Annotated in this window: 19 protein-coding genes and 1 tRNA gene; 12 read left to right on the top strand and 8 right to left on the bottom strand. The window is 54.7% G+C overall.

Annotation, left to right across the window (positions count from 1 at the left end):
* Window positions 1–138 precede the first annotated feature (138 nt).
* Both LWL52_RS14635 and LWL52_RS14630 read left to right on the top strand, forming a co-directional pair.
* Window positions 139–2,202: a glycoside hydrolase family 2 protein gene (locus LWL52_RS14635; RefSeq protein WP_242921189.1), complete on the top strand. Its 2,064-nt coding sequence runs from the start codon at window positions 139–141 to the stop codon at window positions 2,200–2,202.
* 48 nt (window positions 2,203–2,250) lie between these two features.
* Window positions 2,251–4,815, top strand: a complete 2,565-nt coding sequence (locus tag LWL52_RS14630) for a family 20 glycosylhydrolase (protein WP_242921187.1) — start codon at window positions 2,251–2,253, stop codon at window positions 4,813–4,815.
* Between the two features lie 249 nt (window positions 4,816–5,064).
* Here the strand turns inward: LWL52_RS14630 and LWL52_RS14625 are convergent.
* The 4 genes from LWL52_RS14625 to LWL52_RS14610 form a co-directional block, all read right to left on the bottom strand.
* Window positions 5,065–5,138, bottom strand: a tRNA-Asn gene (locus LWL52_RS14625).
* A gap of 133 nt (window positions 5,139–5,271) precedes the next feature.
* On the bottom strand, window positions 5,272–5,691 hold the full coding sequence (locus tag LWL52_RS14620; RefSeq protein ID WP_242921185.1) for a hypothetical protein: 420 nt from the start codon (window positions 5,689–5,691) through the stop codon (window positions 5,272–5,274).
* Window positions 5,684–6,541, bottom strand: a complete 858-nt coding sequence (locus LWL52_RS14615) for a 3-hydroxyacyl-CoA dehydrogenase NAD-binding domain-containing protein (RefSeq protein ID WP_242921182.1) — start codon at window positions 6,539–6,541, stop codon at window positions 5,684–5,686. The genes LWL52_RS14620 and LWL52_RS14615 overlap by 8 nt, the downstream gene beginning before the upstream one ends.
* A 118-nt stretch (window positions 6,542–6,659) precedes the next feature.
* A complete protein-coding gene (locus LWL52_RS14610) occupies window positions 6,660–7,688 on the bottom strand; it encodes a phenylalanine--tRNA ligase subunit alpha (protein WP_242922219.1) in 1,029 nt (342 codons plus the stop codon).
* A 357-nt stretch (window positions 7,689–8,045) separates the two neighbouring features.
* Between LWL52_RS14610 and LWL52_RS14605 the strand changes: the two genes are divergently transcribed.
* From LWL52_RS14605 to LWL52_RS14570, 8 genes are all read left to right on the top strand, one after another.
* Window positions 8,046–8,885, top strand: a complete 840-nt coding sequence (locus LWL52_RS14605) for a LiaF transmembrane domain-containing protein (protein WP_242921180.1) — start codon at window positions 8,046–8,048, stop codon at window positions 8,883–8,885.
* A 136-nt stretch (window positions 8,886–9,021) separates the two neighbouring features.
* Window positions 9,022–10,047: a sensor histidine kinase gene (locus LWL52_RS14600; RefSeq protein WP_242921178.1), complete on the top strand. Its 1,026-nt coding sequence runs from the start codon at window positions 9,022–9,024 to the stop codon at window positions 10,045–10,047.
* Window positions 10,044–10,784 carry a LytR/AlgR family response regulator transcription factor gene (locus LWL52_RS14595; RefSeq protein WP_242921176.1) on the top strand — a complete coding sequence of 247 codons (741 nt, stop codon included), beginning with the start codon at window positions 10,044–10,046 and terminating at the stop codon, window positions 10,782–10,784. Before LWL52_RS14600 ends, LWL52_RS14595 begins: the two co-directional genes overlap by 4 nt.
* Before the next feature lie 230 nt (window positions 10,785–11,014).
* On the top strand, window positions 11,015–11,647 hold the full coding sequence (locus LWL52_RS14590) for a TetR/AcrR family transcriptional regulator (protein ID WP_242921174.1): 633 nt from the start codon (window positions 11,015–11,017) through the stop codon (window positions 11,645–11,647).
* A 28-nt stretch (window positions 11,648–11,675) separates the two neighbouring features.
* Entirely contained in the window at window positions 11,676–13,148 is a 1,473-nt protein-coding gene (locus tag LWL52_RS14585) for a TolC family protein (RefSeq protein ID WP_242921172.1), read from the top strand.
* Between the two features lie 31 nt (window positions 13,149–13,179).
* The gene (locus tag LWL52_RS14580; protein WP_242921170.1) at window positions 13,180–14,334 is read left to right on the top strand and encodes an efflux RND transporter periplasmic adaptor subunit; all 1,155 of its coding nucleotides are present in this window, start codon (window positions 13,180–13,182) and stop codon (window positions 14,332–14,334) included.
* Window positions 14,335–14,352: 18 nt separating this feature from the next.
* Window positions 14,353–17,769, top strand: a complete 3,417-nt coding sequence (locus tag LWL52_RS14575) for an efflux RND transporter permease subunit (RefSeq protein ID WP_242921168.1) — start codon at window positions 14,353–14,355, stop codon at window positions 17,767–17,769.
* Between the two features lie 4 nt (window positions 17,770–17,773).
* Window positions 17,774–18,031 carry an acyl carrier protein gene (locus LWL52_RS14570; RefSeq protein ID WP_242921166.1) on the top strand — a complete coding sequence of 86 codons (258 nt, stop codon included), beginning with the start codon at window positions 17,774–17,776 and terminating at the stop codon, window positions 18,029–18,031.
* A gap of 297 nt (window positions 18,032–18,328) precedes the next feature.
* On the opposite strand, the gene LWL52_RS14565 is transcribed toward LWL52_RS14570, so the two are convergent.
* The 4 genes from LWL52_RS14565 to LWL52_RS14550 all read right to left on the bottom strand — a co-directional run bounded on the left by LWL52_RS14565 (window position 18,329) and on the right by LWL52_RS14550 (window position 20,964).
* Window positions 18,329–19,069, bottom strand: coding sequence for a M48 family metallopeptidase (locus LWL52_RS14565; protein WP_367615717.1), 741 nt, complete (start codon window positions 19,067–19,069; stop codon window positions 18,329–18,331).
* Between the two features lie 244 nt (window positions 19,070–19,313).
* Window positions 19,314–19,550, bottom strand: a complete 237-nt coding sequence (locus LWL52_RS14560) for a hypothetical protein (RefSeq protein ID WP_242921162.1) — start codon at window positions 19,548–19,550, stop codon at window positions 19,314–19,316.
* A 24-nt stretch (window positions 19,551–19,574) separates the two neighbouring features.
* Window positions 19,575–20,123 carry a YkvA family protein gene (locus LWL52_RS14555; protein ID WP_242921160.1) on the bottom strand — a complete coding sequence of 183 codons (549 nt, stop codon included), beginning with the start codon at window positions 20,121–20,123 and terminating at the stop codon, window positions 19,575–19,577.
* Between the two features lie 214 nt (window positions 20,124–20,337).
* Window positions 20,338–20,964 (bottom strand): C40 family peptidase, encoded by a 627-nt coding sequence (locus LWL52_RS14550; RefSeq protein WP_242921157.1) that lies wholly within the window; start codon window positions 20,962–20,964, stop codon window positions 20,338–20,340.
* A 289-nt stretch (window positions 20,965–21,253) separates the two neighbouring features.
* On the opposite strand from LWL52_RS14550, the gene LWL52_RS14545 reads away from it, so the two are divergent.
* Window positions 21,254–21,631, top strand: a complete 378-nt coding sequence (locus tag LWL52_RS14545; protein ID WP_242921155.1) for a hypothetical protein — start codon at window positions 21,254–21,256, stop codon at window positions 21,629–21,631.
* Between the two features lie 104 nt (window positions 21,632–21,735).
* Window positions 21,736–22,293: a type 1 glutamine amidotransferase domain-containing protein gene (locus tag LWL52_RS14540; RefSeq protein WP_242921153.1), complete on the top strand. Its 558-nt coding sequence runs from the start codon at window positions 21,736–21,738 to the stop codon at window positions 22,291–22,293.
* Window positions 22,294–22,502 lie beyond the last annotated feature (209 nt).

The raw sequence follows: 22,502 nt of genomic DNA, 5'->3' as shown, positions 1-22,502 counted from the left end.
AGCACTGTCAGGTGTTCCGCGTGTTCTGCAGCACGCCGGTTAGCAGCAGGGTAGCGGACCGCACTAAAAAAGAAGGATCACACTATCAGTTTATACTTAAAAATTATACAGATCAACTATTTAACTTTTACTCAAAGCATGCTAGTACGCAGAATTACGTTCCTTTTATTTCTCCTTTTATGCAGCGCCGCGGCCTTTGCCCAGCGCGACACCCTTTCGCTTAACAAAGACTGGCAGTTTACGGTAGATAAAAAAGCCGAAGGCTTGGCAGGGCACTGGTACACGCAGCCGCTGCCGCACACCCGCACCGTGCAGCTGCCCCATACCTGGAACGTGGAGCCCGACAACCAGAACCACTATGGCTGGGGCTGGTACCAAAAAAAGGTTGACGTACCGGGCAACTGGAAAAACAAGCGCGTGGTGCTGGAGTTTGGCGCCGTAAACCACACGGCCTACATTTACCTGAACGGCGAGAAGGTGGGCGAGAACATCGGCGACGGCTTCGACAAGTTCGCCATCGACCTGAGCGGTAAGCTCAGGTATGGGCAGCAAAACACCATCACCATTGCAAGCAACAACGATTACGGCCGCAACAAAGTACCGTTCGGCAGCTCCTTCGACTGGCCCAACGATGGCGGCCTCATCCGGCCGGTGGCGCTCATCGTGTCCGGCAAGCCGGCTGCCCATTACCTGCATGTTACCCCTAAACTGGACGTGAATACCAACTCCGGCACACTACAGCTGCGGCTGGGCTTTGGCGAAGCAGAGGCCCGCAACCTCAAGTTTGCTGTCACCATTACCGAGGAGAACCAGCCCACAAAAAAGCTCATCCTGAAAAAAACCGACAAGGCCACCTGGCAGAACGGCGAGGCCGTGCTTTCCTATGCGTTGCCTAAAGTAAATCCCTGGCATTTCGATTTTCCGAACCTCTACCGCATCGAGGTGACCGTGCTCAACGGACGTAAGGCCGTGGACAGGATCAGCACCAACACCGGCTTCCGGGAAGTAAAGTTTGAGGGCGGTAAAACCTACCTGAACGGCGAGCGCGTGAAGCTGATGGGCGTGGAGTGGACGGCCGGCTCCAATCCTGACTATGGTTTTGCCGAACCGGCGGCCGAAATCAGGCGGCAGGGCCAGCTGATGAAGGACGTGAACGCCATCTTTACCAGGCAGCACTTCCAGCAGTCGGACGTGTTCTACGACTACTGTGACCGCAACGGTATTCTGGTGCAGCAGGAAGTGCCGCTGTGGGGACCAGAAACGCCCTCTAACGATACCATCCGCACAATTGCCATGCGGCAGCTGCAAACTATGGTGCACAATAACTACAATTATCCCAGTATTTACTCGTGGGGCGTAGGCAACGAGCTGCGCGGCCGCAATGCTCATATGAAACAGATGATCACCGACCTGGTGGCGCGGGCACGCGAACTCGACCCGTCGCGCCATGTGGCCTATGTCAGCAATACCCTGACGCAAGGCTTTTACAACAGCCCGACCTTTACGCCTGACGCCGGCAGCCTGGGCGACTACCTGATGATGAATGAGTATGGTGGTAGCTGGTGGGCGCTGCCGGTAGGCGAGATCCACAGCTACCTCGACAGTGTGCACCAGTCGTACCCAAACAAGCCACTCTTCATCTCGGAGTTTGGCCTGGTGGAGCCTAACTTCCGCGGCGGCGACGAAAGGCGCATTCAGGACCTGGTGTACCACATGGCCGTGTACGAGAGCAAGCCCTACATTGAAGGTGCCATCTATTTCGACCTGACCGACTACCGTACCCACTACCCCGGCACGAGCGAAAAGAACAAGTATAGACGGCGCGTGCATGGTATTTACGACATGTATGGCAAACCTAAACCATCTATGAAAGTGCTGCGCGAAATGTCCTCGCCGGTAGAGGTGCAGCAGCTACGGCAGGGGCAAAAAGGAAAAGCTTTTGTGCTGATCTTCGGCAGCGTGGGCCTGCCGCAGCATACTGTTAAAGGGTATAAGCTCTATTTATCAGACAAAGAGGAAAACTGGCAGAAAGGCAAAGTATACGCGCTGCCGGAACTAAAGCCGGGCCAGAAAGTGGATTTTGAGATCAACGATGATTTTAATGGAAAGGGCATCATTACGGTGGTGCGCCCAACCGGCCACGTGGTGAGCCAGAAATCCTTTTATACCGACAGCCCGGAGCTACAGCCCATGGGCCAATAGCGGCGCGGCCGTTGTGCTTTACCGCTTCACAGAAATTCCTATACACTTATGAAGAGACTTACTTTCCTGCTTTGCCTGCTGGCAAGTGCGGCGGCGGCGCAGCTAAAGCCGGTGCACTTGCCCGACAGCCTGTTCCCGACCTATTACCACCAGCGCGCCAGCCATTTCGAATCCTTACCGCATACCCCTGGCGACATCCTTTTCGTGGGCAACAGCATTACCGACGGCGCCGAATGGGGGGAGCTTTTTAAGGACCCGCGCGTGAAAAACCGCGGCATCAGCGGCGATGTATCAGCCGGGGTGATGAACAGGATAGAAGAGGTGGCAGCCCGCAAGCCAGCTAAAGTGTTCCTGCTGATAGGCACTAACGACCTGGCCCGGCAGGTGCCGCCGGACAGCCTGCTGCGCAACATAGTATGGATTGCTGACTATCTGCGGCAGCAGACGCCCGCCACGCAGCTCTACGTGCAGAGCATCCTGCCGGTAAACGATGTGTTCGGTAAGTTCGGGGGCCACGTTCAAAACGGCGCGCGTATCAGGCAGGTAAACGAGCAGCTCCACGCTCAGGCGGCCGCACATGGCTATACGTACCTCGACTTGCATACGCCCTTCTCTGATGCCGCCGGGAAACTGGACGCCCGATATACGAACGATGGGGTGCACCTGAAAGGCGCCGGGTATATGTTGTGGAAGCACCTGGTCTATGCTAAAATTTACGACCTACAGGAAAAGCCTGCCCTTCTGCCGCTGCCGCAAAAGCTGCAATGGACAACAGCCACCTTCCCGCTATACCAATGCCGCACCCTGGTAGTGCAGGATGCAGCATTGCGGCAGGAGGCGGAGCGCCTGCTGCAGCAGCTAGCAAAACAGGGGCTGACGATGCACATCAAAGCGAAGCCCGCGCCCGGCGAGCCCTACATGGCGCTGGCGCTGGAGCCGGTGGAGGCAGCGCGCTTCCGGGAGGAGGCGTATACTTTGTCGGTGAACAGCGCGCGGGTGCTGCTCAGGGCTAACACTGCGCATGGCATTTTCAACGGCGTACAAACGCTGGCCCAGCTGCTGCGCGACGGCGCACTGATTTCGGGCTGCGAGATCACGGACTGGCCTGCTTTCGGTTGGCGGGGGTACATGGTGGATGTTGGCCGCAATTATCAATCCATGGATTTGCTTAAAGAGCAGATTGATGTAATGGCAAAGTATAAACTGAATGTTTTCCAGTTTCATGCCACCGAAGACATCGCCTGGCGGCTCCAGGTGCCTGGTTACCCGCAACTCACCGCACCGGAGCACATGCAGCGCGACAAAGGCTTATACTACTCGGTAGAGGAACTGCAGGAACTGATCCGCTACTGCCGGGAGCGTTACATCACGCTGGTGCCGGAAATAGACATGCCGGGCCACAGTGCCGCTTTTACCCGCGCGACGGGCCACGACATGCAAAGTCCGGAAGGGCTGACGATTATCAAAGACGTGCTTACCCGCTTCAGCCAAACGTTTGACGTGCCGTTTATACATGTAGGCGCCGATGAGGTGAAGATCACCAACCCGGACTTTGTGCCCCAGGTAACGAAACTGCTGCACGCAGCGGGCAAGCAAACCATTGGCTGGGAGCCGGGCGGCAACCTTGAGGCCGCCACCTTCCGGCAACTGTGGATGCGCGACGTGGAAATAAAACCCGGCCTGAAATACATTGACTCCCGCCACCTGTACCTTAACCATATGGACCCGCTGGAGAGCGTAGTTACGATCTTTTACCGCCGCCTTGGCGACCGCGTGGCCGGCGACAGCAGTCTGCTGGGAGCCTCGCTCTGCGTGTGGAACGACCGGCGGGTGGCGCAAGAAAAAGATGTGCTGGAGATGAACGCCGTTTACCCGGCCATGCTGGCCTTTGCCGAGCGCAGCTGGCGCGGCGGGGGCACTCCGGACTGGGTAGCCACGGTGGGGGAGCCGGGCTCCGAACGCGCCGAGGATTTTAAAAAGTTTGAGCAGCAGCTGCTCGATCATAAAGCGCTCTACTTCCGGCATCTGCCCTTCCCGTATGCGGCGCAGGGGCATATTACCTGGAAGCTGTTCGGCCCTTATCCGAACAAAGGCGATCTTTCGCGTGTGTTTGCACCCGAGAAGAAATCCTTTAAAGCCCGGAAACCTGTACTGGAAGTGGTGGGCGGCACAGTAGTGCTGCGCCACTGGTGGAGCCCGCTGGTAAAAGGCGCCCTGGAGCAGCCAAAGGAAAACACCACCTGGTATGCCACCACCCAACTATGGAGCGATACTGATACGACCGGCTACTTCTGGATTGGCTTTAACGACCTGTCCCGCTCCTATAACTCAGATTCGCCAGAGGCGGGCACCTGGGACGACCGGGGCAGCGCCGTATACCTGAACGGGCAGGTTATCGCGCCGCCGCGCTGGAAGAGGGCAGGGCAGAAAGGAAATGCCGAGATCGCCTTAACAGATGAAGGCTATTCTTACCGCGCGCCAACACCGGCCCGGCTGCGCAAAGGCTGGAACACCGTGGTGGTGAAGTTGCCCGTAGGCAGCTTCAAGGGCAAAGACTGGCAGAACCCTACCAAATGGATGTTCACTTTTGTGCCGGTGAGTGCGCAGGAATAAAGCGCCCTTCATCTTATGAAAGAAGCTTGAAAGGGCTATCGAAAGAGCAGGTGATGTGAAGGTAAATGTAAGGGGCCTTGCCAGAAGGCAATAAAACTAAAAAGCAGGAGCGTCCTAGACGCTCCTGCTTTTTAGTTTTGGGCAGATAAACGTATTCCCTAAGCCTTACCACCAGCGATGCTGTCAGCAAATTGTAGGTACATAAAAAAAGCCACTTAGCAGTTTTACCTGTAAGTGGCTTTTTTAAAGCTCCCCCTCCTGGGCTCGAACCAGGGACCCCATGATTAACAGTCATGTGCTCTAACCAACTGAGCTAAGGAGGAATTTTGGATGTATCACTGCGGCTTTTCCGCTGATTGATGGTGCAATATTACAGCGGTTTTTGATAGTACGCAAGTATGCCCTGAAAAAAAACTTTGCTGTAAGTATAAATTACTGTAAATCAATCTTAAAATTTTAGTTCGAAATATAGAGCACAGCGCCTGACAAAGAGGTTTGGTATTGCCGTAAGCCATATACTGCCGGGCCGGCTGTTACGTTGCCCTGAAAATTGAACTGGGAGCCGCAGCATTTATCGATCAGAAACAGATTGGAAGCGTCGGCTTCTATGCCCGGGCAGGTGCTGGTTGGGTCGTAGGGGCAGGCGCGCTCAAAGGCCAGGTATAGGTTGGCGTTTTGGCGTATCAGTATAATGCCTTTGTAACCGCCCTGCAGATACACATAGCCGCCGTCCTGGCGCAGTTCCGGGTATTGGAGGCTGCCGACGTTGATCTGCACGCTCACCGGCACTGTGGGTATGGCCGGGCCGCTGCTGCTGTCTTTGCAGCCTGCCAGTAGCGCTAGCAGGAGTGATAAAGCTATCCAGAGTTTACTCATAATTATAAAAGCCTTTGCCTGACTTGCGACCATGATGGCCAGCATCCACTTTCTGCTGTTGAATGCGGCTTGGCCGGAACTTCGGATCGTAATGGAAGGCCTCGAACATGGCAGTCGTCACAGAATAGTTTGTATCCACCCCAATCAGGTCCATCAACTCAAAAGGGCCCATTTTAAAGCCGCTCGCTTGCAGCAGCTTGTCGATGGTTGCCACATCAGCTACGCCTTCTTCCAGCAGCTTCAGGGCTTCCACATAATAATGACGGGCTACGCGGTTCACGATAAAACCTGGCGAGTCTTTGGCCATAACAGGCGTTTTGCCCAGCTTCCGGGCCAGTTGCTGTATGGTATTTTTTACTTGCGGCGAGGTAGCAGCGCCGGAGATCACCTCCACCAGTTTCATGATGGGAGCGGGGTTAAAAAAGTGCATGCCCACCACGCGCTCGGGGTGCGGCACGGCGCCGGCAATACGCGTGATTGGGATAGAGGACGTGTTAGAGGCAAGTATGGTTTGCGGACTGTTGATGGCGGCCAGCTCCTTAAAAATGCTTTGCTTTACCTCCAGCCGTTCCACCACCGCTTCGATGATCACATCGCAGCTTAACTGCAGCGTATCGCCTGTAAAAGAAAGGTTGCCGAGAGTCGTTTGCTTGTCGGCTTCCGTGAGTTTGCCGCGTGCAATGCCTTTAGCCAGGTTCTCAGTAGTCGTCTGCTGCGCCTTTTCCAGCACCTGGGCATTGATGTCGAACAGGATGGTTTTGTAGCCGGCCAGCGCACAGATCTGCGCAATGCCCTGCCCCATGGTGCCAGCACCCACTACGCCGATCGTTTTTATCTCCTCCAGGGTCATCTGGTGAATGGTTACATTGTTAAATGGTTAAATGGCTGGATTGATGTAAAGCTTGGCTATACTTGAAGAATTAACTACCAGCGAAGCCCAACAATTAAACAATGCAGCAATCCAACAATTAAATAACGCCTTCAAACTGGCGCAGGAACCGCACGTCGTTCTCGGTGAACAGGCGCAGGTCCTTTATCTGGTATTTGAGCATCGTAATGCGCTCAATGCCCATGCCAAAAGCAAAACCCGAGTATTCCTGCGGATCGATGCCGCTGCTTTCCAGCACGGCCGGGTCTACCATGCCTGAGCCGCCAATCTCTACCCAACCGGTATGTTTGCAGATGTTGCACCCCTCGCCTTTGCAGATGAGGCAGGTGATGTCGATCTCCGCGCTAGGCTCGGTGAACGGGAAAAAAGACGGACGGAAGCGCACCTGCGTGTCCTGCCCGAACATCTCTTTGGCAAAGTAATACAGCGTCTGCTTCAGATCGGCAAAGCTCACGTTTTTATCTACATACAAGCCCTCTACCTGGTGGAACACCATGTGTGCCCGCGCCGAAATAGCTTCGTTGCGGTACACGCGGCCCGGCATAATGCTGCGCAGCGGCGGCTTTTGTGTTTCCATCAGGCGCACCTGCACGGTAGACGTATGGGTGCGCAGCAACTGCTGGCGGTCGGCGCTCAGGAAAAAGGTGTCCTGCATTTCGCGTGCCGGGTGGTTTTCCGGGAAGTTCAGGGCCGAGAAGTTATGCCAGTCGTCCTCCATCTCCGGTCCTTCGGACACGTTAAAGCCAATGCGCTCAAAAATGCGCACGATCTCGCGGCGCACCAGTGAGAGCGGGTGACGGGTGCCCAGCGTGTTGGGCACAGGGGGCAGGCTAAAGTCAAATGCCTGCTCGCCGGCGTTGCCGGCTGCGGCGCTGGCCAGTTGCTCCTGCGCCTGGTCAAAACGTTCCTGGGCGCGGTTCTTCAGGCTGTTGAGTTCCTGGCCCACCTGGCGGCGCTGCTCCGGCGCCACCTGCTTCAGGTTATCAAACAGGTCGGCAATGCGGCCTTTGCGGCCCATGTAGGCAATGCGGAACTGCTCCAGTTCGGAGGCATTGTTCAGCGCTGCGGCCTCCAGCTCTTGTGCTACTTGTTGTATCTTCTCCACCATCATATGCAAAGATAATAATTTGCTGCTTTTAACTTCATGCTTGCCGGGCGTGTTTCTGCAATAGCTGTTTTCCGGTTTGTAGCTGCCAGGCGCCCGTTGGGCGGCTAAAAGAGCGGGTTGCTCCAAAATAATTTTAAGGCGCCAGGTTATTCAGCACCTTTACGTTAGCAAACGGCTGCTGCCCTCCTGCAAGTATACGCGCAGCGGGCGGCGAATGCCGGGCCTGCCAAGTTCGCCGGCAGTTTACCGACGCAGACCGGCCACTTACCGACTTTTTGCCCCGGCAAGCCTATTTGTCGTTGTGCTGCGCTATCTGCTGCCATACTTTTGAATCAGAAATTTAAACTATGACAAGTCATGAGAAATAAAGACTTTAACCCGTCGGAAAGGCAGTCAGGCAAAGTAGGCGGTGGCCTGGTGCTGGTAGTGATCGGTGTATTGCTGCTGGCTGCCAAAATGAATGTGTTCTTTTTCCCGCGCTGGGTATTTTCCTGGCAGATGCTGCTGATCGTGCTGGGCCTGTTCATGGGTTTCCGGCATTCGTTTCAGCGGCCGGGCTGGCTGGTGCTCATCGTGATCGGCACCGTTTTCCTGCTGGATGATTTCTTCTTTGTTCATTTTAGTATGCGGCATTTTTTCTGGCCTATCCTCATCATCGGCCTGGGGGTGTGGCTGATGGCGCGTCCTAAAAGACGACATACCTGGGGTAACCCTCCGGGAACCGGGCCATCCGGAAGTGACACCACCGGCTACTATCCCGACGTAGCTACTGGTGCTGCCCCGGCGGGCGATTACACCAACTATAGCGGCACGTATACCGCTCCTGATGCAGGGGCTTCGGAGCCCGTTCCTTCTGTGGAAGACTACGTGCGCACCACGGCTATTTTTGGCGGGGTGAAGAAAAATATCATTACCAAGAACTTTAAAGGCGGCGAGGTGGTGAGCGTATTCGGGGGCACCGAGCTGAACCTGATGCAGGCCGACATGCAATACCCGGTGGTGCTGGATACCACCCAGATCTTCGGGGGCACCAGCCTGATCGTGCCGCCGCACTGGCAGATAAAATCGGAAATGGTGGCCATTTTGGGAGGGATAGACGATAACCGCCCGGCCCTGCCGCATGGCTACGATCCCAACAAAGTGCTCATTCTGAAAGGTACGACCCTTTTTGGCGGCCTGAACATCAAGAGCTACTGAGCAACAGGCAGCAGGACACAGGAAAGATGCTATGTGCAAGTATAAAAGATCCTGTGCCTGCAATGCTGCTACTGCTGCCCCAGGTGTTAAGTAAAGTATACTTTCTTTTTGTCCGTTTCCTACAAGTATAGCCTGCATGTCTCCATTCCGTTTGATCCTGATTTACCTGGGCTGGGCGCTGCTGTGGGCGGTGGTGCAAACGCTGGTGCTGCTGCCTACGGGTTTCGGGGCAACCAACGCCGCTACCGATGCCCTGCTTACCAACCTGCTGCTGGCAGCCGGAAGCTACGCCATGGGAACGGGCCTACGGTATTACCAGCCAAGTATACGGCAGGGCGTTTTTCTGCTGGGCTGGAGCCTGGGGCTGGCCGGCATAAGTATAGCGCTCTTTTACTGGCTGGCTGGTAAGTTGTTTGAAGGAGAGGCAGCCTACCTGGCGTTTGTAGACAAGACGCTGGCGGTGCGGCTGGCTTTTGCCTGGCTCATGATCCTGCTGATCCTGCTCCTGACCTGGCTTTGGTTTTATACCCGTGAGCTGCGGGAGGCCGATGAGCGCAAAGCCGCCACCGAAAAGCTTGCCCGCGAGGCCGAGCTCCTGAACCTGCGCCAGCAGCTGCAGCCGCACTTTCTTTTCAACAGCCTCAACTCCATCAGTGCGCTGGCGGGCAGCCGGCCCGAGCAGGCTCGTAAAATGATCCAGCAGCTGGCCGATTTTTTGCGGGGCACGCTGCGCAAAGATAGCCAGCAGCAGGTGCCGCTGGCCGATGAACTGCACCACCTGCAGCTTTACCTCGAGATAGAAAAAGTACGCTTCGGCCACCGCCTCCAGACCGAGATAGCCGCACAGGAACCAAGTATGGCCATGCGCCTGCCGGCCCTGCTGTTGCAGCCGGTCATGGAAAATGCTATTAAGTTCGGCCTCTACGACACGGTAGGCGACACCATGATAAAACTCAGCGCCAGCACGGCAGACAATACCCTGCTCATCCGCATTGAGAACCCTTACGACGCAGGTTCGCTGCAGCCCCAGCAGGGTACCGGCTTTGGCCTGGACTCTATCCGGCGGCGGTTATACCTGTTGTATGCCCGCCAGGACCTGCTCACCACCGAGCAACAGGACCATACATTTATAACCCATATCAAAATCCCGCAAAGCGCATGATCAAATGCCTGATTATAGACGACGAACCGCTGGCCAGAAGCCTGGTGCTGGAGTATCTGCAACGCTACCCGGACATGAAGGTAATGCAGGAATGCAACGACGGCTTTGAGGGCGTAAAAGCCATCATGCAGCACCAGCCCGACCTGATCTTCCTCGACATCCAGATGCCCAAGATCAGCGGCTTCGAGATGCTGGAGCTGGTAGACCCTGCCCCGGGCGTTATTTTTACCACCGCCTTTGATGCGCATGCCATCAAGGCGTTTGAGGCCAATGCCGTGGATTACCTGCTCAAGCCTTTTAGCCAGGAGCGCTTTGATGCCGCCGTTAAAAAGTGGCTGGCACAACGGGGCAACACTGCAGCTGCTAGCAGCCCGCTCTCCGTGGAAGCTACCATACCGCAACCCGAAGAACAGGCGCGCATAGTGGTAAAAGCCGGCAACGACATCCGCATTATACCTGTAAGCGAAGTGCTGTACCTGGAAGCGTACGATGACTATGTGAAGGTCCATACCGCCGGCGGGTGTTTCCTTAAAAAGAAAACCATGGGCTATTACGAAAGCACCCTGCCCCGGGCCCAGTTTGTGCGCGTGCACCGCTCCTACATGATCCCCCTTTCGCAACTCACCCGAATAGAACCCTTTGAAAAAGACAGCCATGTGGCCCTGCTGAAGAACGGCCTGCGGGTGCCCCTGAGCAGGAGCGGCTACACGAAGCTTAAAGCCGTGCTGGGCATCTAGAGCAAGTATAACGGCAGCCAGGCAGAGTTAGAGAAGTATAGGTAGCTAGCACAGGCCGGTAAGGTATGTGCCTGTTTTTTAGTAAGTATAAAACAAATAGTGGGTTTTCATGACGTTGATATGTTTGTTCACGGGCAAACTTCTGCGCTTGACCATTGTTTAGGGAATACAGTTGATGGAAACTTTTGAAATGAAAAATGTTTCCATAGTTTTAAGGCAAAATCAGCGACATGGATACGGTCGAGAAAACAACGGCAAAAGATAAAATAGCTGAAGCGGCCTTCGGGCTTTTCTGCCAGAAAGGCATCAAGAGTGTGTCGATGGATGATATTGCCCAGCACCTGGGCATGTCGAAGAAAACGATCTACAAGTGGTTTGATAACAAGGATGAGGTAGTGTATGCGGCCTGCCAGCAATACCTGCTGGCCGTGGAAAATACCTGCGAAGGCATCATCACAAAGGCCGAAAATGCCATTGCGGAGCTTTTCGACCTCATGGCGCTGAGTAAAAAGGTCTTTACCGAAATTCATCCGTCTATTTTTCATGACCTGCAGAAATACCACCCCACCGGCTGGGAACTGTGGGAAAGCCACAAGCGCAACTACATCCTCCAGAAAATAAAGCAGAACATTGCACGGGGCATGGGCGAGGGGCTTTTCAGAAACGACCTGGAAGTAGACATTGTAGCGCGCCTGCGCCTGGCCATGATCGAGATGCCCTTTAATGCCATGCTTTTTCCGCAGCACAAGTTCGATATTCCGAGGGTGCAGTTGGCTTGCCTGGAGCACTACATGCTGGGCATGGCCACCCTGAAAGGACACAAGCTTATAAACGCCTACAAGCATGTAACCGAAGAAGAGTAATCCCACCACCTACAACCCCTAAAAAACTATGAAAAAGAAAATTACCCTGATCTTGGCAGTCGTTGTGCTGCTGGCTGGCCGGCCGGTGCAGGGGCAGCAGGCGCAGGCCTTTAGCCTGAAGCAAAGTATAGCATATGCGCTGCAAAACCGCACGAACCTGAAAGCCACCCGCAACGAGGAGAAAATTGCCCGGGCAAGGGTTGGCGAGATCAGGGCCATGGGGCTGCCGCAGCTCAACGGAGCGGCCGAAGTGGGAAACAACTTTATTCAGCAGAAAACGCTCTTCGACCCGGGCAGTTTTGGCGCCCCTTCCCAACTCGACAACTTTACCATCACACCGGAGCAGATCAACTCAGGGCAGCCTATTATCCTGCAGCCCACTTATTCCACGCCAGAGCCGGATTCGAGCCGGACAGGGCTGCAGGCCATTACGTTTGTGCAGCCCTATACGGGCAGCCTGGCTGTTACCGGTAGCCAGCTACTCTTCGACGGCTCATACCTGATCGGGCTGAAGGCGGCCAAAACATATACCGAGCTCTCGCGCAAAAGTATGGAGCAGGGCGAGATAGAAGTGGTGGAGCAGGTGAGCAAAGCGTATTACGGAGTGTTGGTAAGCCGCGCGCGCATGGCGTTGCTTAACCAGAACCTGGCCCGCCTCGACACGTTGCTGAACCAGACGCAGGTCATGTTCCGGAACGGGGTGGCCGAAAAGCTGGATGTGGACCGCCTGCGGGTGTCGCGCAACAACCTGAAGGTGGAGCAGCAAAAGACCGAGCGCCTGCTGGCCCTGAGCGAAAGCCTGCTTAAGTTTCAGATGGGGCTCGAGCAGCGCCAGCCCATTACGCTGACCGATGAACTGGCCGAAGTGGAAGTGGATGTTACGAAAGTGAACCCCGCCAATTTCAACTACAGCTCCCGCGTTGAATATGCCATCCTGGAAACGCAGCGCGATTTGGCCAACCTGGACCTGCGCAACAAACGGGCCGGCTACCTGCCCCGGCTATACCTCAACGCTCGCTACGGCTACAACGGCGTGGGCCGCACGCTCTCCGATGTGCTGAATGTGCGCGCCGGCGCGAGCAATACCATAGACCGCAACTGGTTCGACTTTGGCTATGTGGGCGCGCAGCTGCAGGTGCCTATTTTCGACGGGCTAAGCAAGCACTACCAGATCCAGCAGGCCCGGCTGGCGCTGGAGAACACCAAATACAACTTCGAAACGCTCCGCCAAAGTATAGACCTGCAGCTTTCGCAGGCCTCCACCGAACTGACCAACTCCCTGGATGTGATGAAATCGCAGCAGGAGAACCTGGCTCTGGCCCAGGAAATTGCCCGGGTGGCCAAGATCAAGTTTCAGGAGGGCGTAGGCTCTAACCTGGAAGTGGTCACCGCCGAAACAGACCTGCGCCAGGCCCAGACCAACTACTACGCCGCCATGTATGATGCCCTCATCGCCAAAGTGAACCTCGACAAAGCCACCGGCACCCTGCTCTCAAAATAAAACGACTGAAAAACTAATTGCTGAAATCACGATGAAACAAAGTATAGGCATCCGTATGCTGGCGCTGCTTTTGAGCCTGGCCGCCTGCAGCAAACCCGCCGACAAAGAAACGCAACTGGCCCAGCTGAAAGAAGAACAAACCACGCTTAACCAGAAAATTGCGGCCCTGGAGACGCAGATGAAAGCCGAAGGCAAAACGGTGGCGACAGAAAAGAAAACGGTGCCGGTTTCGGTGGTGACGGTGGCGCCGGATACGTTCCGCCATTTTGTGGAGGTGCAGGGAAAAGTGGCCTTTGACCAGAACGTACTGGTGAGCGCCCGTGTGCCCGGTACCCTGACAAGTATGCGCGTGCAGCGCGGCGACCGGGTAACCAAAGGGCAGACGCTGGCAACCATTGATGCGCTGGTGCTGGAGCAAAGTATAGCCGAGCTGCGCACACGCCTAGAGCTGGCCCGGATCGCTTTCGAAAAGCAGCAAAGCCTCTGGAACCAGAAGATCGGCACCGAAATGCAGTACCTGACGGCCAAAAATAACAAGGAAGCTCTGGAGCACAACATGGCCACCCTGCGGCAGCAGCGCGAGCAATACAACATCAAAGCCCCCATCAGCGGGGTGGTGGACGAAGTGATCCCCAATGCCGGTGAGGCCGTGGCCCCGGGCGTGGGCATTATCCGGGTGGTGAACACCCAGGACGCTAAAATTGTGGCCGAAGTTTCCGAAGCGTACCTGGCCAAAATCAGCAAAGGCGACGAGGCCCGGGTGTTTTTTCCGGACCTGGACAAAGAGGTGGAGACGCGGGTAGAAGTAATGAGCCAGTTTATCGACCCGACGAGCCGGACCTTTACCGTGCAGCTGCGCCCCAAAAACAGCAACGAAATAACCCTGCGGCCCAACATGGTGGCGGTGGTCCGCATCCAGGATTACAAAAAAGAGGGCGCCATGGTGATACCGGTAAACCTGGTGCAGAAAGACGGCAGCTCGGAATACGTGTTTGTGACTAAAAAGGACGGTACCCGCTATGTGGCCGAAAAGCGGGAAGTGAAGACCGGGATGGCATATGGGGGCCAGGTTGAGGTGCTGCGCGGGTTGTCAGGAGGCGAGCAGGTCATTACGGCTGGCTATCTGAACCTGAACGAAGGGCAACCGGTGGTGTTTGAGCAGCCGGCCAGGCTAAGCAGGAAATAACCTAACAAGTATAGGACTATGAGACAGTTTAAGCTAACCAGTTGGTCCATCGATAACAGAACCAGTATCTACATCATCACGCTGATTGTGGCGCTGGCGGGGACCTTCTCCTACGTGAACCTGCAGAAAGAGAACTTCCCGGATATCGTGATCCCGACCATTTTTGTGGGCACGGTTTACCCCGGCACCTCGCCCTCCGATATGGAAAACCTGGTAACGCGCCCCATTGAAAAGGAGATCAAGGCCATTTCGGGGGTGAAGAAGGTCACGTCCAATTCGGTGCAGGATTTCTCGATGATCACGGTGGAGTTTAATACCGATGTGGCGGTGGCTGAGGCCAAGCAGCAGGTGAAAGATGCTGTGGACAAAGCCCGCGCTGACCTGCCCACCGACCTGGACCAGGACCCCGATGTGCAGGAGATCAACTTCTCTGAGTTTCCGATCATGTACGTCAACGTGTCGGGCAACTATAGTATGGGGCAGCTAAAGAAGTATGCCGAAGACCTGCAGGACCGCATTGAGGCAGAGCCGGAAATTACGCGCGTGGACATGATCGGCGCCCTGGACAAGGAGATCCAGGTAAACGTGGACATGTATAAAATGCAGGCCTCGAAGGTGACCTTTGCCGACGTGGAGCGCGCCATTGCCTCGGAGAACATGACCATATCGGGTGGCAACATCACCGTGGGCGAAATGAAACGCTCGGTGCGCGTAGTAGGGCAGTACGTGGACCCATCCCGCATCAGTGATATCGTGGTAAAATCCGTGGCCGGCGCCAACATCAGGCTGGGCGATATTGCCGTGGTGCGGGAAGGCTTTGAAGAGCAGGAGAGCTTTGCCCGCCTGGACCACAAGCCCGTGATCACCCTCAACGTGATCAAGCGCAGCGGCGAAAACCTGATCGAGGCTTCCGACAAGATCCATGCGATGGTGGCGCAGATGCAGGGCACCGTGTTGCCCGACGACCTGAAGATCACCATCACCGGCGACCAGTCCACCATGACGCGCCATACCCTGGATGATCTGATCAACACCATCATCATCGGCTTTGTGCTGGTTACCATTATCCTGATGTTTTTTATGGGTACGACCAACGCCATTTTTGTCGGGCTGTCGGTGCCGATCTCCATGTTCCTGGCCTTTATCATCATGCCCACGCTGGGGTTCTCGCTCAACATGATCGTGCTTTTCTCCTTCCTGCTGGCCCTGGGCATTGTGGTGGATGATGCCATTGTAGTGATCGAGAACACGCACCGCATCTATCATACTTCCAGCCTGAGTATTGTAAAATCGGCCAAGGAGGCCGCCGGCGAAGTGTTTGTGCCGGTGCTGGCGGGTACGCTCACCACGGTGGCGCCCTTTCTGCCGCTGGCTTTCTGGCCGGGCATTGTGGGCAAGTTTATGTTCTTCCTGCCCATTACGCTCATTATTACGCTGCTCTCGTCGCTGGTAGTGGCCTTTATCATTAACCCGGTATTTGCCGTTTCTTTTATGCGTAAAAACGAGAACCGGGAGGTGTCGCCGAAAGCCCGCAGGCGCTTTTTAGTGCTCAACATTGTGGCTATACTTGTGGCGGCCGGCTGCTATGTGGCAGGCTGGTATGGCGTGGCAAACCTTATTCTGCTGGGCGTGGTGCTGGTGGCCCTCAACAAGTATGTGCTCACCGGTATGATCCGGCGGTTTCAGCAAAACACGTTGCCGCGCTTTATGGGCGGCTATGAGCGCCTGCTGCGCTGGATGCTGGTGGGCTGGCGCCCGGTGTGGATGTTCGGGGGCATTCTCGCGCTGCTGGTCTTCTCAGTGTTCCTAACGGCGGTGCGCCCTCCCAAGGTGGTGTTCTTTCCAGAGTCGGACCCCAACTTTGTGTATACTTACATCAACCTGCCCGTGGGTACTGACCAGGCCGTCACAGATTCGGTAACCAAGCTGGTGGAGCGGCGCATCTATAACGTGATCGGCGAAAACAACCCTGATGTGGAGTCGGTGATCGCGAACGTGGCCATTGGCGCCGGCGACCAGAACGAGCGCAGCGTGACCCCGCAATCGCACAAAGGCAAAGTAACCGTGGCGTTTGTCGAGTTTATGGACCGCACCGGCAACAAGCCCAGCAGCCAGTACCTGACCGAGATCAGGGAAGCCGTGAAAGGCATACCCGGCGCCGCGATTACTGTGGACAAAGAGCAGAACGGCCCCCCAGTGGGCAAGCCGATCAGCATCGAAATTTCGGGAGAGGATTTTCCGCAGCTTATCACCCTGTCCAAACAGGTAGAGCAGTACATCGATGAGCAGAATATCAAAGGCATCGAGGAGCTGCGCTCGGACCTGGAAGACAGCAAGCCGGAAATCACCGTGAGCATAGACCGCGAACGCGCTAACCGCGAGGGCATCAGCACCGGCCAGATCGGTTCCGAGATCCGGACTGCCATTTTTGGCCGCGAAGCCTCTAAGTTTAAGCGCGACGAAGACGAATACCCGATCCAGATCCGCTATGCCGAGCCCTACCGCGACAACATCGATGCCCTGCTGGACATGCGCATCACCTACCGCGACATGAACTCGGGGCTGGTGCGCCAGATCCCGCTATCCTCGGTGGCAACGATCAACTATACGACTTCTTATGGCGGGATTAAACGCAAGAACCTGAAGCGCATGGTGACGCTGGAGTCGAACGTGCTGGCGGGTTACAATGCCAATGAGGTGGTGCAGCAGATAGAAGGGGCGCTGAAAAATTTCCAGACGCCGGAAGGCTACGAAGTGAAGATGGGCGGCCAGCAGGAAGAGCAGCAGGAAACGGGACAATTCCTGCTGCTGGCGCTGGTGGCTGCTTTCTGCATCATCTTCCTTATTCTGGTTACACAGTTTAACTCGCTCTCCAAGCCCTTCATTATCCTGTCGGAGGTGCTGTTTAGTATCATTGGCGTGTTGCTGGGCTTTTCTATTTTCCGGATGGATGCTTCGATTGTGATGACAGGCGTAGGCATTGTAGCCCTTGCCGGCATTGTGGTTAAAAATGGTATCCTGATTGTGGAATTTACGGACATCCTGCTGAGTGAAGGCAAGGAACTGAAAGAGGCCATTGTGGAAGCCGGTAAAACCCGCCTGAACCCGGTGCTTTTAACAGCTTTGTCGACCACGCTGGGGCTTATACCGCTGGCGCTGGGCGTTAACCTGAATTTCTACACGCTGTTTACGGCCTTTGAGCCAAACTTTTTTATGGGCGGCAATAGTGCCGCTTTCTGGGGGCCGCTGGCCTGGACCATTATTTTTGGCTTGAGTTTTGCGACGATTGTGACGCTCCTCATCGTGCCGGTTATGTACCTGCTCAACGAGCGGCTGAAAAATAAACTGATGGGCAAAAAGAAGCGCCAGGCCGCTCTTCAGGAGCAGCAGGCACAAGCGCCTGAAAGTGTAAAAGTTAGAGAATATACCCTTTAAACCTATGCTGACTAGTACAAACAACGCTGTAGAGAAGGAGGTTATCCGGATCATCAGCAAAACAAAGGAGATCAAAGCCGACCGGCTGAAAGCGCATAAACACCTGTCGCAGGATTTTGGCTTCGATACGGTAGACCTTGTGGATATTATCCTGGAACTGGAAAAAAAATTCCATATCACGATTCCGGACGAGGTGCCGATCGACACCGTGGGAGACCTGCTTGATTTTGTGGCAACCCACAGCATACGGAAGGCAAGCTAAGGAAGCGTTTATACTTTAAAACAAAAGCGGAAGGCATGCCTTCCGCTTTTGTTTTATCTGCCGTTTTGGCATTCCGGCCGGTGCAAGTGCAGCAACATACGTATAGCGTTCGCTACAGCAAAGCAGCAGGTATGGCGGCGAGCTAAAGCACAGCGCAACACCGGGGCCGGGCGCATGGCTGATGATAAAAAGAAGCAGGTAGGGAGAGGGAAGCCAGCGACCAAAAAGCTATTATTTTATTGCCGGCGCCTGTTTGCCTGATTTTAGAGATAGTAGAGTTTTGCTATAGCAACAGGATTAATAGATGGAAATGCGGTAAGCTTTCAGTTTCCGGTCCAGGCCGCGGGCATCGCCCGATATCCTGTCGAGGAGCGCCCAGAAGTTTGGCCCGTGGTTTTTCTCTACTGTGTGGGCCAACTCATGCAGGATCACATAATCGCAGAGGGCCTCGGGCAGGCGCATCAAATGCAGGTTCAGGTTAATGTTGTTGGTGTGCGAGCAGCTGCCCCACCGTGATTTGGCATTTTTAATGAACACGCTGCTGTACGAGAACCCGAACTTGTCGGCAAAATAGGCTACGCGCTGTGGCAGGTGCTGCTTGGCTTCCTTGCGGTACGCCTCCTCAATCGACTTGCGGATGAACTTCTGCACATCGTTGTCGCGCACGTTTTTGAAGGCCGGGTAAAAAACGCTGATATACCCGTCCTGCACCACGCAGCGCATCGAATACTGGGCGTGGGTAAGCAGGCGCAACGTATGGTGGCGGGTCCGGAACTCTGTGGCGTGGTCATAAACCGTTACCTTTTCCTCGTGCTGCTGCATGCGGGCTTGGTGCTCCTTGATCCAGTCCGCTTTGGTATAAATGAGCTGCTCGGCTTTCTCAAAGCTGATGTGCGGCGGCACTGCCACCCGCACCCCCTTCAGGGGCCTCACACTGATGGTGAGGCGCTTTGCTTTCTCGCTTCGCTCAATCAGTACCTTTCCTATCCCATCAATATGTAGATTGACGGAGGTTAATCGTAAAAATGATGTATACACTCTGGCTAAAAGTTAAAATACAAATCTACCCGGTCAAATATAGAAAATAATTTCCTTACAAAACTATAGTAGTCAGCCCTTTTATTTTAAATTTATTAAATACATGTATTTAAATTGTGCTATATTTTATAAAACTTAAGTGTTTAACAGGAAGTGGATTTACCGGTAAATGTCCAAAATAAATACAAAAAAGGCGGCAGGTAGTTCATACCTGCCGCCTTGGGTAAGTGGGTGCCTGCCTAGCCTAGCGGATGTTGCCGCCAGTTGGGCCATCGTCGGTGCTGTTTTTAGGCATCCGGCTGCTGTCGGTGGTGGCGGAGCGCAGGATCGGTTCGTGCGGGTGCGGCTCCGTGCCTTGGTGCGTTTGGTTGGCTGCGCGGCCCAGCGGAAAATGCTTGATAACGGGGTTATCGTTTTTTCCGGCGTCCGGTCCGCCTGTCGCATACTGTGTGTTGTTCCCGCCTTTCTTATTTTTTTCCATAAGTTGCCAGGGTTTAATGATTGATTACTGCTCAGTGTTCCGCTCTATTTGTACGTGTCCGTCGGTGGTATCGCTATACTTTGGCGTGCCAAAAGAAGGGTCGGCATTGTGCATGGCAGTTGGCGCTGCACTTTGCGGCGTCTCCACCGGAAACGGGCGCGATGCTTCCCACGCTTTATACTTGTCAAGCTCTGATTTGATGCTGGTCATAAACCAGGCCAGCAGGCTGGCATCGTCCAGCAGACCCAGTACCGGAATAAAGTCCGGGATCAGGTCGATGGGCATGATAAAATAAATGATCACAGCAATGCCGCCTACCACCGTAGTGCTCGGAATGCCCTTGTACTCGCCGGCCATGGCTGCTTTGATCATGCGGGAGAGCAGTTGCAGGCTTTCCCAGGCTTCGGCTGCCAGCGAGCCTACGCTTTTTTTCGCGGTCGCTTTTTTAAACGCATCGTTCAGCAGCGAAGCCACCAGCGAAGGGTGCTTGAGGTATCGCTCGGCTTTCTTCAGGATATTTTGAAATAAAGGGCTGTCCGCAATATTTTTCCCTTCGGGTCTTGTATTCTCCATAATTGATGTATGTGCTTTTACGTGTGGTGTTGGTTTACAGCTTGCTTTGTCCGGCCATCCGGGTTATAGGGCGGGTGGCTGATTGGGGTGCAATTTCCGCAAACAAATGGTAACCTTCCTATACTTACTGCCGCTAAATTTGTTTTACGATTCCGTTAAAAGCAAAAGCCCCGCAGCGTAACTGCAGGGCTTCGTTATCGCAGGCGGCGTGTGTTTAGATCACGCGGCCCGCAGCATAAAAGTTGTTGCGGTAAAAAGCTTCTTTCAGCGAGCTGACCATGACGCCGCCACTGGTGGAAGCATGTATAAACTTGTTGTTTTTGAGGTAAATGCCCACATGAAATATAGGCTCTTTGGGGCTTCGGCGGAAGAAGACAAGATCGCCCGTACGCATGTTGCCGCGCTTGATGCGCTGCACATCTTCGAACATGGAGTGGGAACTGCGGCTCAGGTTAATGCCGTATACTTCGCGATAGATCCGGGAAACGAAGCCCGAGCAGTCGGTGCCTCTTTTGGAGTTGCTGCCGTAGCGGTAGGGGGTGCCGATCCACTTGGTTGCCAGATCGACCAGGCGCTTATTGCGATCGGTTTTGAAACGGATGCCGAGCCTTTTGGAGTAGAAGCCCTCTTCCACCACAACTTCCGGGGCTGGAGGCGGCGCAGGCAGCTTTAGTTCCAGGGCCTTTACCATGTCCTGCGGCGAGTTAATGGCATAAGGCGTAATGGCCGGCTGCATGGCTTGGGGTGCCGGCGTTTCCGACCTTGCGGGCGTAACTTCGTAGAAGTACGAAAGCGCAAGTGCCATCAGGGCAAGCACACTCAATATGATGTTTTTTGTCATCGGGTTTGGCTAGTTAGTAGCCCGCCAACGCGGACTAACAGTTGCACCTTATACTTGGCAGCGGCCGTAGAGCATTACATTCCCTGGCTTGCCGGCTGCTGTTACAATGTTTGCAGCATCGTAGCATCGGCAAAGATAAAGGCAATAATCCAAAGCGCCAAGTAAAATCCGGCGCCTGTCGGTTTGTGATCAGCAGGTATCAGCCTGCTTTTCAGTTTGGACGGCTTGGCTGCATGCAGTCCAGGCCGCTTTCAGGATACTCGGAAGTACAATTTCACTGCACCCTACTATGGAATATAAGATTGTAGAACGTTCGTTTTTCGCCCGCATTGCCCGCCTGGTTCTCAAAAGTAAAAATGTAGCCATGGTGCTGGGCAACCACATTCATTTGAGCGGTGTAAGCCGCGAGGTCTTTCTGCAGGACGAGGGATGGCTGGCGCATGAGCTATGCCACATCCGGCAGTTCCGGGAGCACGGCTTTTTCCGGTTTCTGTGGCTGTATCTGCGCGAGTCGATGCGGGTGGGCTACTATAACAACAAGTATGAAGTGGAGGCCCGCGTGGCAGGCCTCAAGCACCGGCAGCATCTGAACCCGGCTGGCAAAGCGGCCAGTGCCATTGATCCGTCTGGACTGCCCCTGCCGGCCGACAGCAGGAAAGAAAGCTGACCGGGTGTCTATACTTAACGGGCAAATGCAGGACGAGCTTTAACCATCCGGCGTCGTCATCGTTTAGGATAAGAACACATTTATAACCATCAAACAAACTTAAAATGCCAAATACATTAGAAGGAAAGAAAGTGGCCGTGCTGGTAGAAGAAGGTTTCGAACAAGTGGAGCTCACCAAGCCGATGCAGGCTTTACAGGATGCCGGCGCAGAGGCGCACATCATCTCCCCGAATAAAAATGCCGAGATCAAAGCCTGGAACCACACCGATTGGGGCGACTCGTTTAAAGTAGATAAAAAGCTGGGCGAGGCAAAAGCAGAAGATTATCATGCGCTGCTGCTGCCCGGCGGCGTCATGAACCCCGACAAGCTGCGCGGCAATCAGGAGGCGGTAAGCTTTGTAAATAAGTTTATGGAGGCGGGCAAGCCGGTGGCCGCCATCTGCCATGGCCCCTGGACGCTGATCGAAACAGGCAAAGTGAAAGGCAGAAAGATGACCAGCTACCCCACGCTGCAAACTGACCTGAAAAATGCCGGGGCACAGTGGGTGGACGAAGAAGTGGTGGTAGACCAAGGCCTGGTTACCAGCCGCAACCCAGATGACATACCGGCTTTCAATAAAAAGATGATCGAAGAGTTTGCCGAAGGCCGCCACAATCGCTAAGGCTTCAGGCACAAGTATAAGTATAAAGAAGGGCTGCCGGGTTAACCTGGCAGCCCTTCTTTATACTTATACTACTATTCTCCTGGCAGATCGCAAGTATAACCCGACGTTTGCTACACTCCAGACCGATCTCCTTTCTTGTCATCCTGTAAGGATCCTAGTGGCAAGTATCGAAGGCTTTAACTCTCAGGGTGGGGCCTCTATTTCTA

The sequence above is a fragment of the Pontibacter liquoris genome (assembly GCF_022758235.1).
Lineage (GTDB): Bacteria > Bacteroidota > Bacteroidia > Cytophagales > Hymenobacteraceae > Pontibacter > Pontibacter liquoris.
Note: the sequence above shows the minus strand (reverse complement) of the source record. Positions and strands in the feature narration are given on the sequence as shown.

Bases quoted from the DNA above. Each gene is read 5' to 3' on its own strand.
- LWL52_RS14635 (WP_242921189.1), top strand. From the start codon at position 139: ATGCTAGTACGCAGAATTACGTTCCTTTTATTTCTCCTTTTATGCAGC.
- LWL52_RS14630 (WP_242921187.1), top strand. From the start codon at position 2,251: ATGAAGAGACTTACTTTCCTGCTTTGCCTGCTGGCAAGTGCGGCGGCG.
- LWL52_RS14620 (WP_242921185.1), bottom strand. From the start codon at position 5,691: ATGAGTAAACTCTGGATAGCTTTATCACTCCTGCTAGCGCTACTGGCA.
- LWL52_RS14615 (WP_242921182.1), bottom strand. From the start codon at position 6,541: ATGACCCTGGAGGAGATAAAAACGATCGGCGTAGTGGGTGCTGGCACC.
- LWL52_RS14610 (WP_242922219.1), bottom strand. From the start codon at position 7,688: ATGGTGGAGAAGATACAACAAGTAGCACAAGAGCTGGAGGCCGCAGCG.
- LWL52_RS14605 (WP_242921180.1), top strand. From the start codon at position 8,046: ATGAGAAATAAAGACTTTAACCCGTCGGAAAGGCAGTCAGGCAAAGTA.
- LWL52_RS14600 (WP_242921178.1), top strand. From the start codon at position 9,022: ATGTCTCCATTCCGTTTGATCCTGATTTACCTGGGCTGGGCGCTGCTG.
- LWL52_RS14595 (WP_242921176.1), top strand. From the start codon at position 10,044: ATGATCAAATGCCTGATTATAGACGACGAACCGCTGGCCAGAAGCCTG.
- LWL52_RS14590 (WP_242921174.1), top strand. From the start codon at position 11,015: ATGGATACGGTCGAGAAAACAACGGCAAAAGATAAAATAGCTGAAGCG.
- LWL52_RS14585 (WP_242921172.1), top strand. From the start codon at position 11,676: ATGAAAAAGAAAATTACCCTGATCTTGGCAGTCGTTGTGCTGCTGGCT.
- LWL52_RS14580 (WP_242921170.1), top strand. From the start codon at position 13,180: ATGAAACAAAGTATAGGCATCCGTATGCTGGCGCTGCTTTTGAGCCTG.
- LWL52_RS14575 (WP_242921168.1), top strand. From the start codon at position 14,353: ATGAGACAGTTTAAGCTAACCAGTTGGTCCATCGATAACAGAACCAGT.
- LWL52_RS14570 (WP_242921166.1), top strand. From the start codon at position 17,774: ATGCTGACTAGTACAAACAACGCTGTAGAGAAGGAGGTTATCCGGATC.
- LWL52_RS14560 (WP_242921162.1), bottom strand. From the start codon at position 19,550: ATGGAAAAAAATAAGAAAGGCGGGAACAACACACAGTATGCGACAGGC.
- LWL52_RS14555 (WP_242921160.1), bottom strand. From the start codon at position 20,123: ATGGAGAATACAAGACCCGAAGGGAAAAATATTGCGGACAGCCCTTTA.
- LWL52_RS14550 (WP_242921157.1), bottom strand. From the start codon at position 20,964: ATGACAAAAAACATCATATTGAGTGTGCTTGCCCTGATGGCACTTGCG.
- LWL52_RS14545 (WP_242921155.1), top strand. From the start codon at position 21,254: ATGGAATATAAGATTGTAGAACGTTCGTTTTTCGCCCGCATTGCCCGC.
- LWL52_RS14540 (WP_242921153.1), top strand. From the start codon at position 21,736: ATGCCAAATACATTAGAAGGAAAGAAAGTGGCCGTGCTGGTAGAAGAA.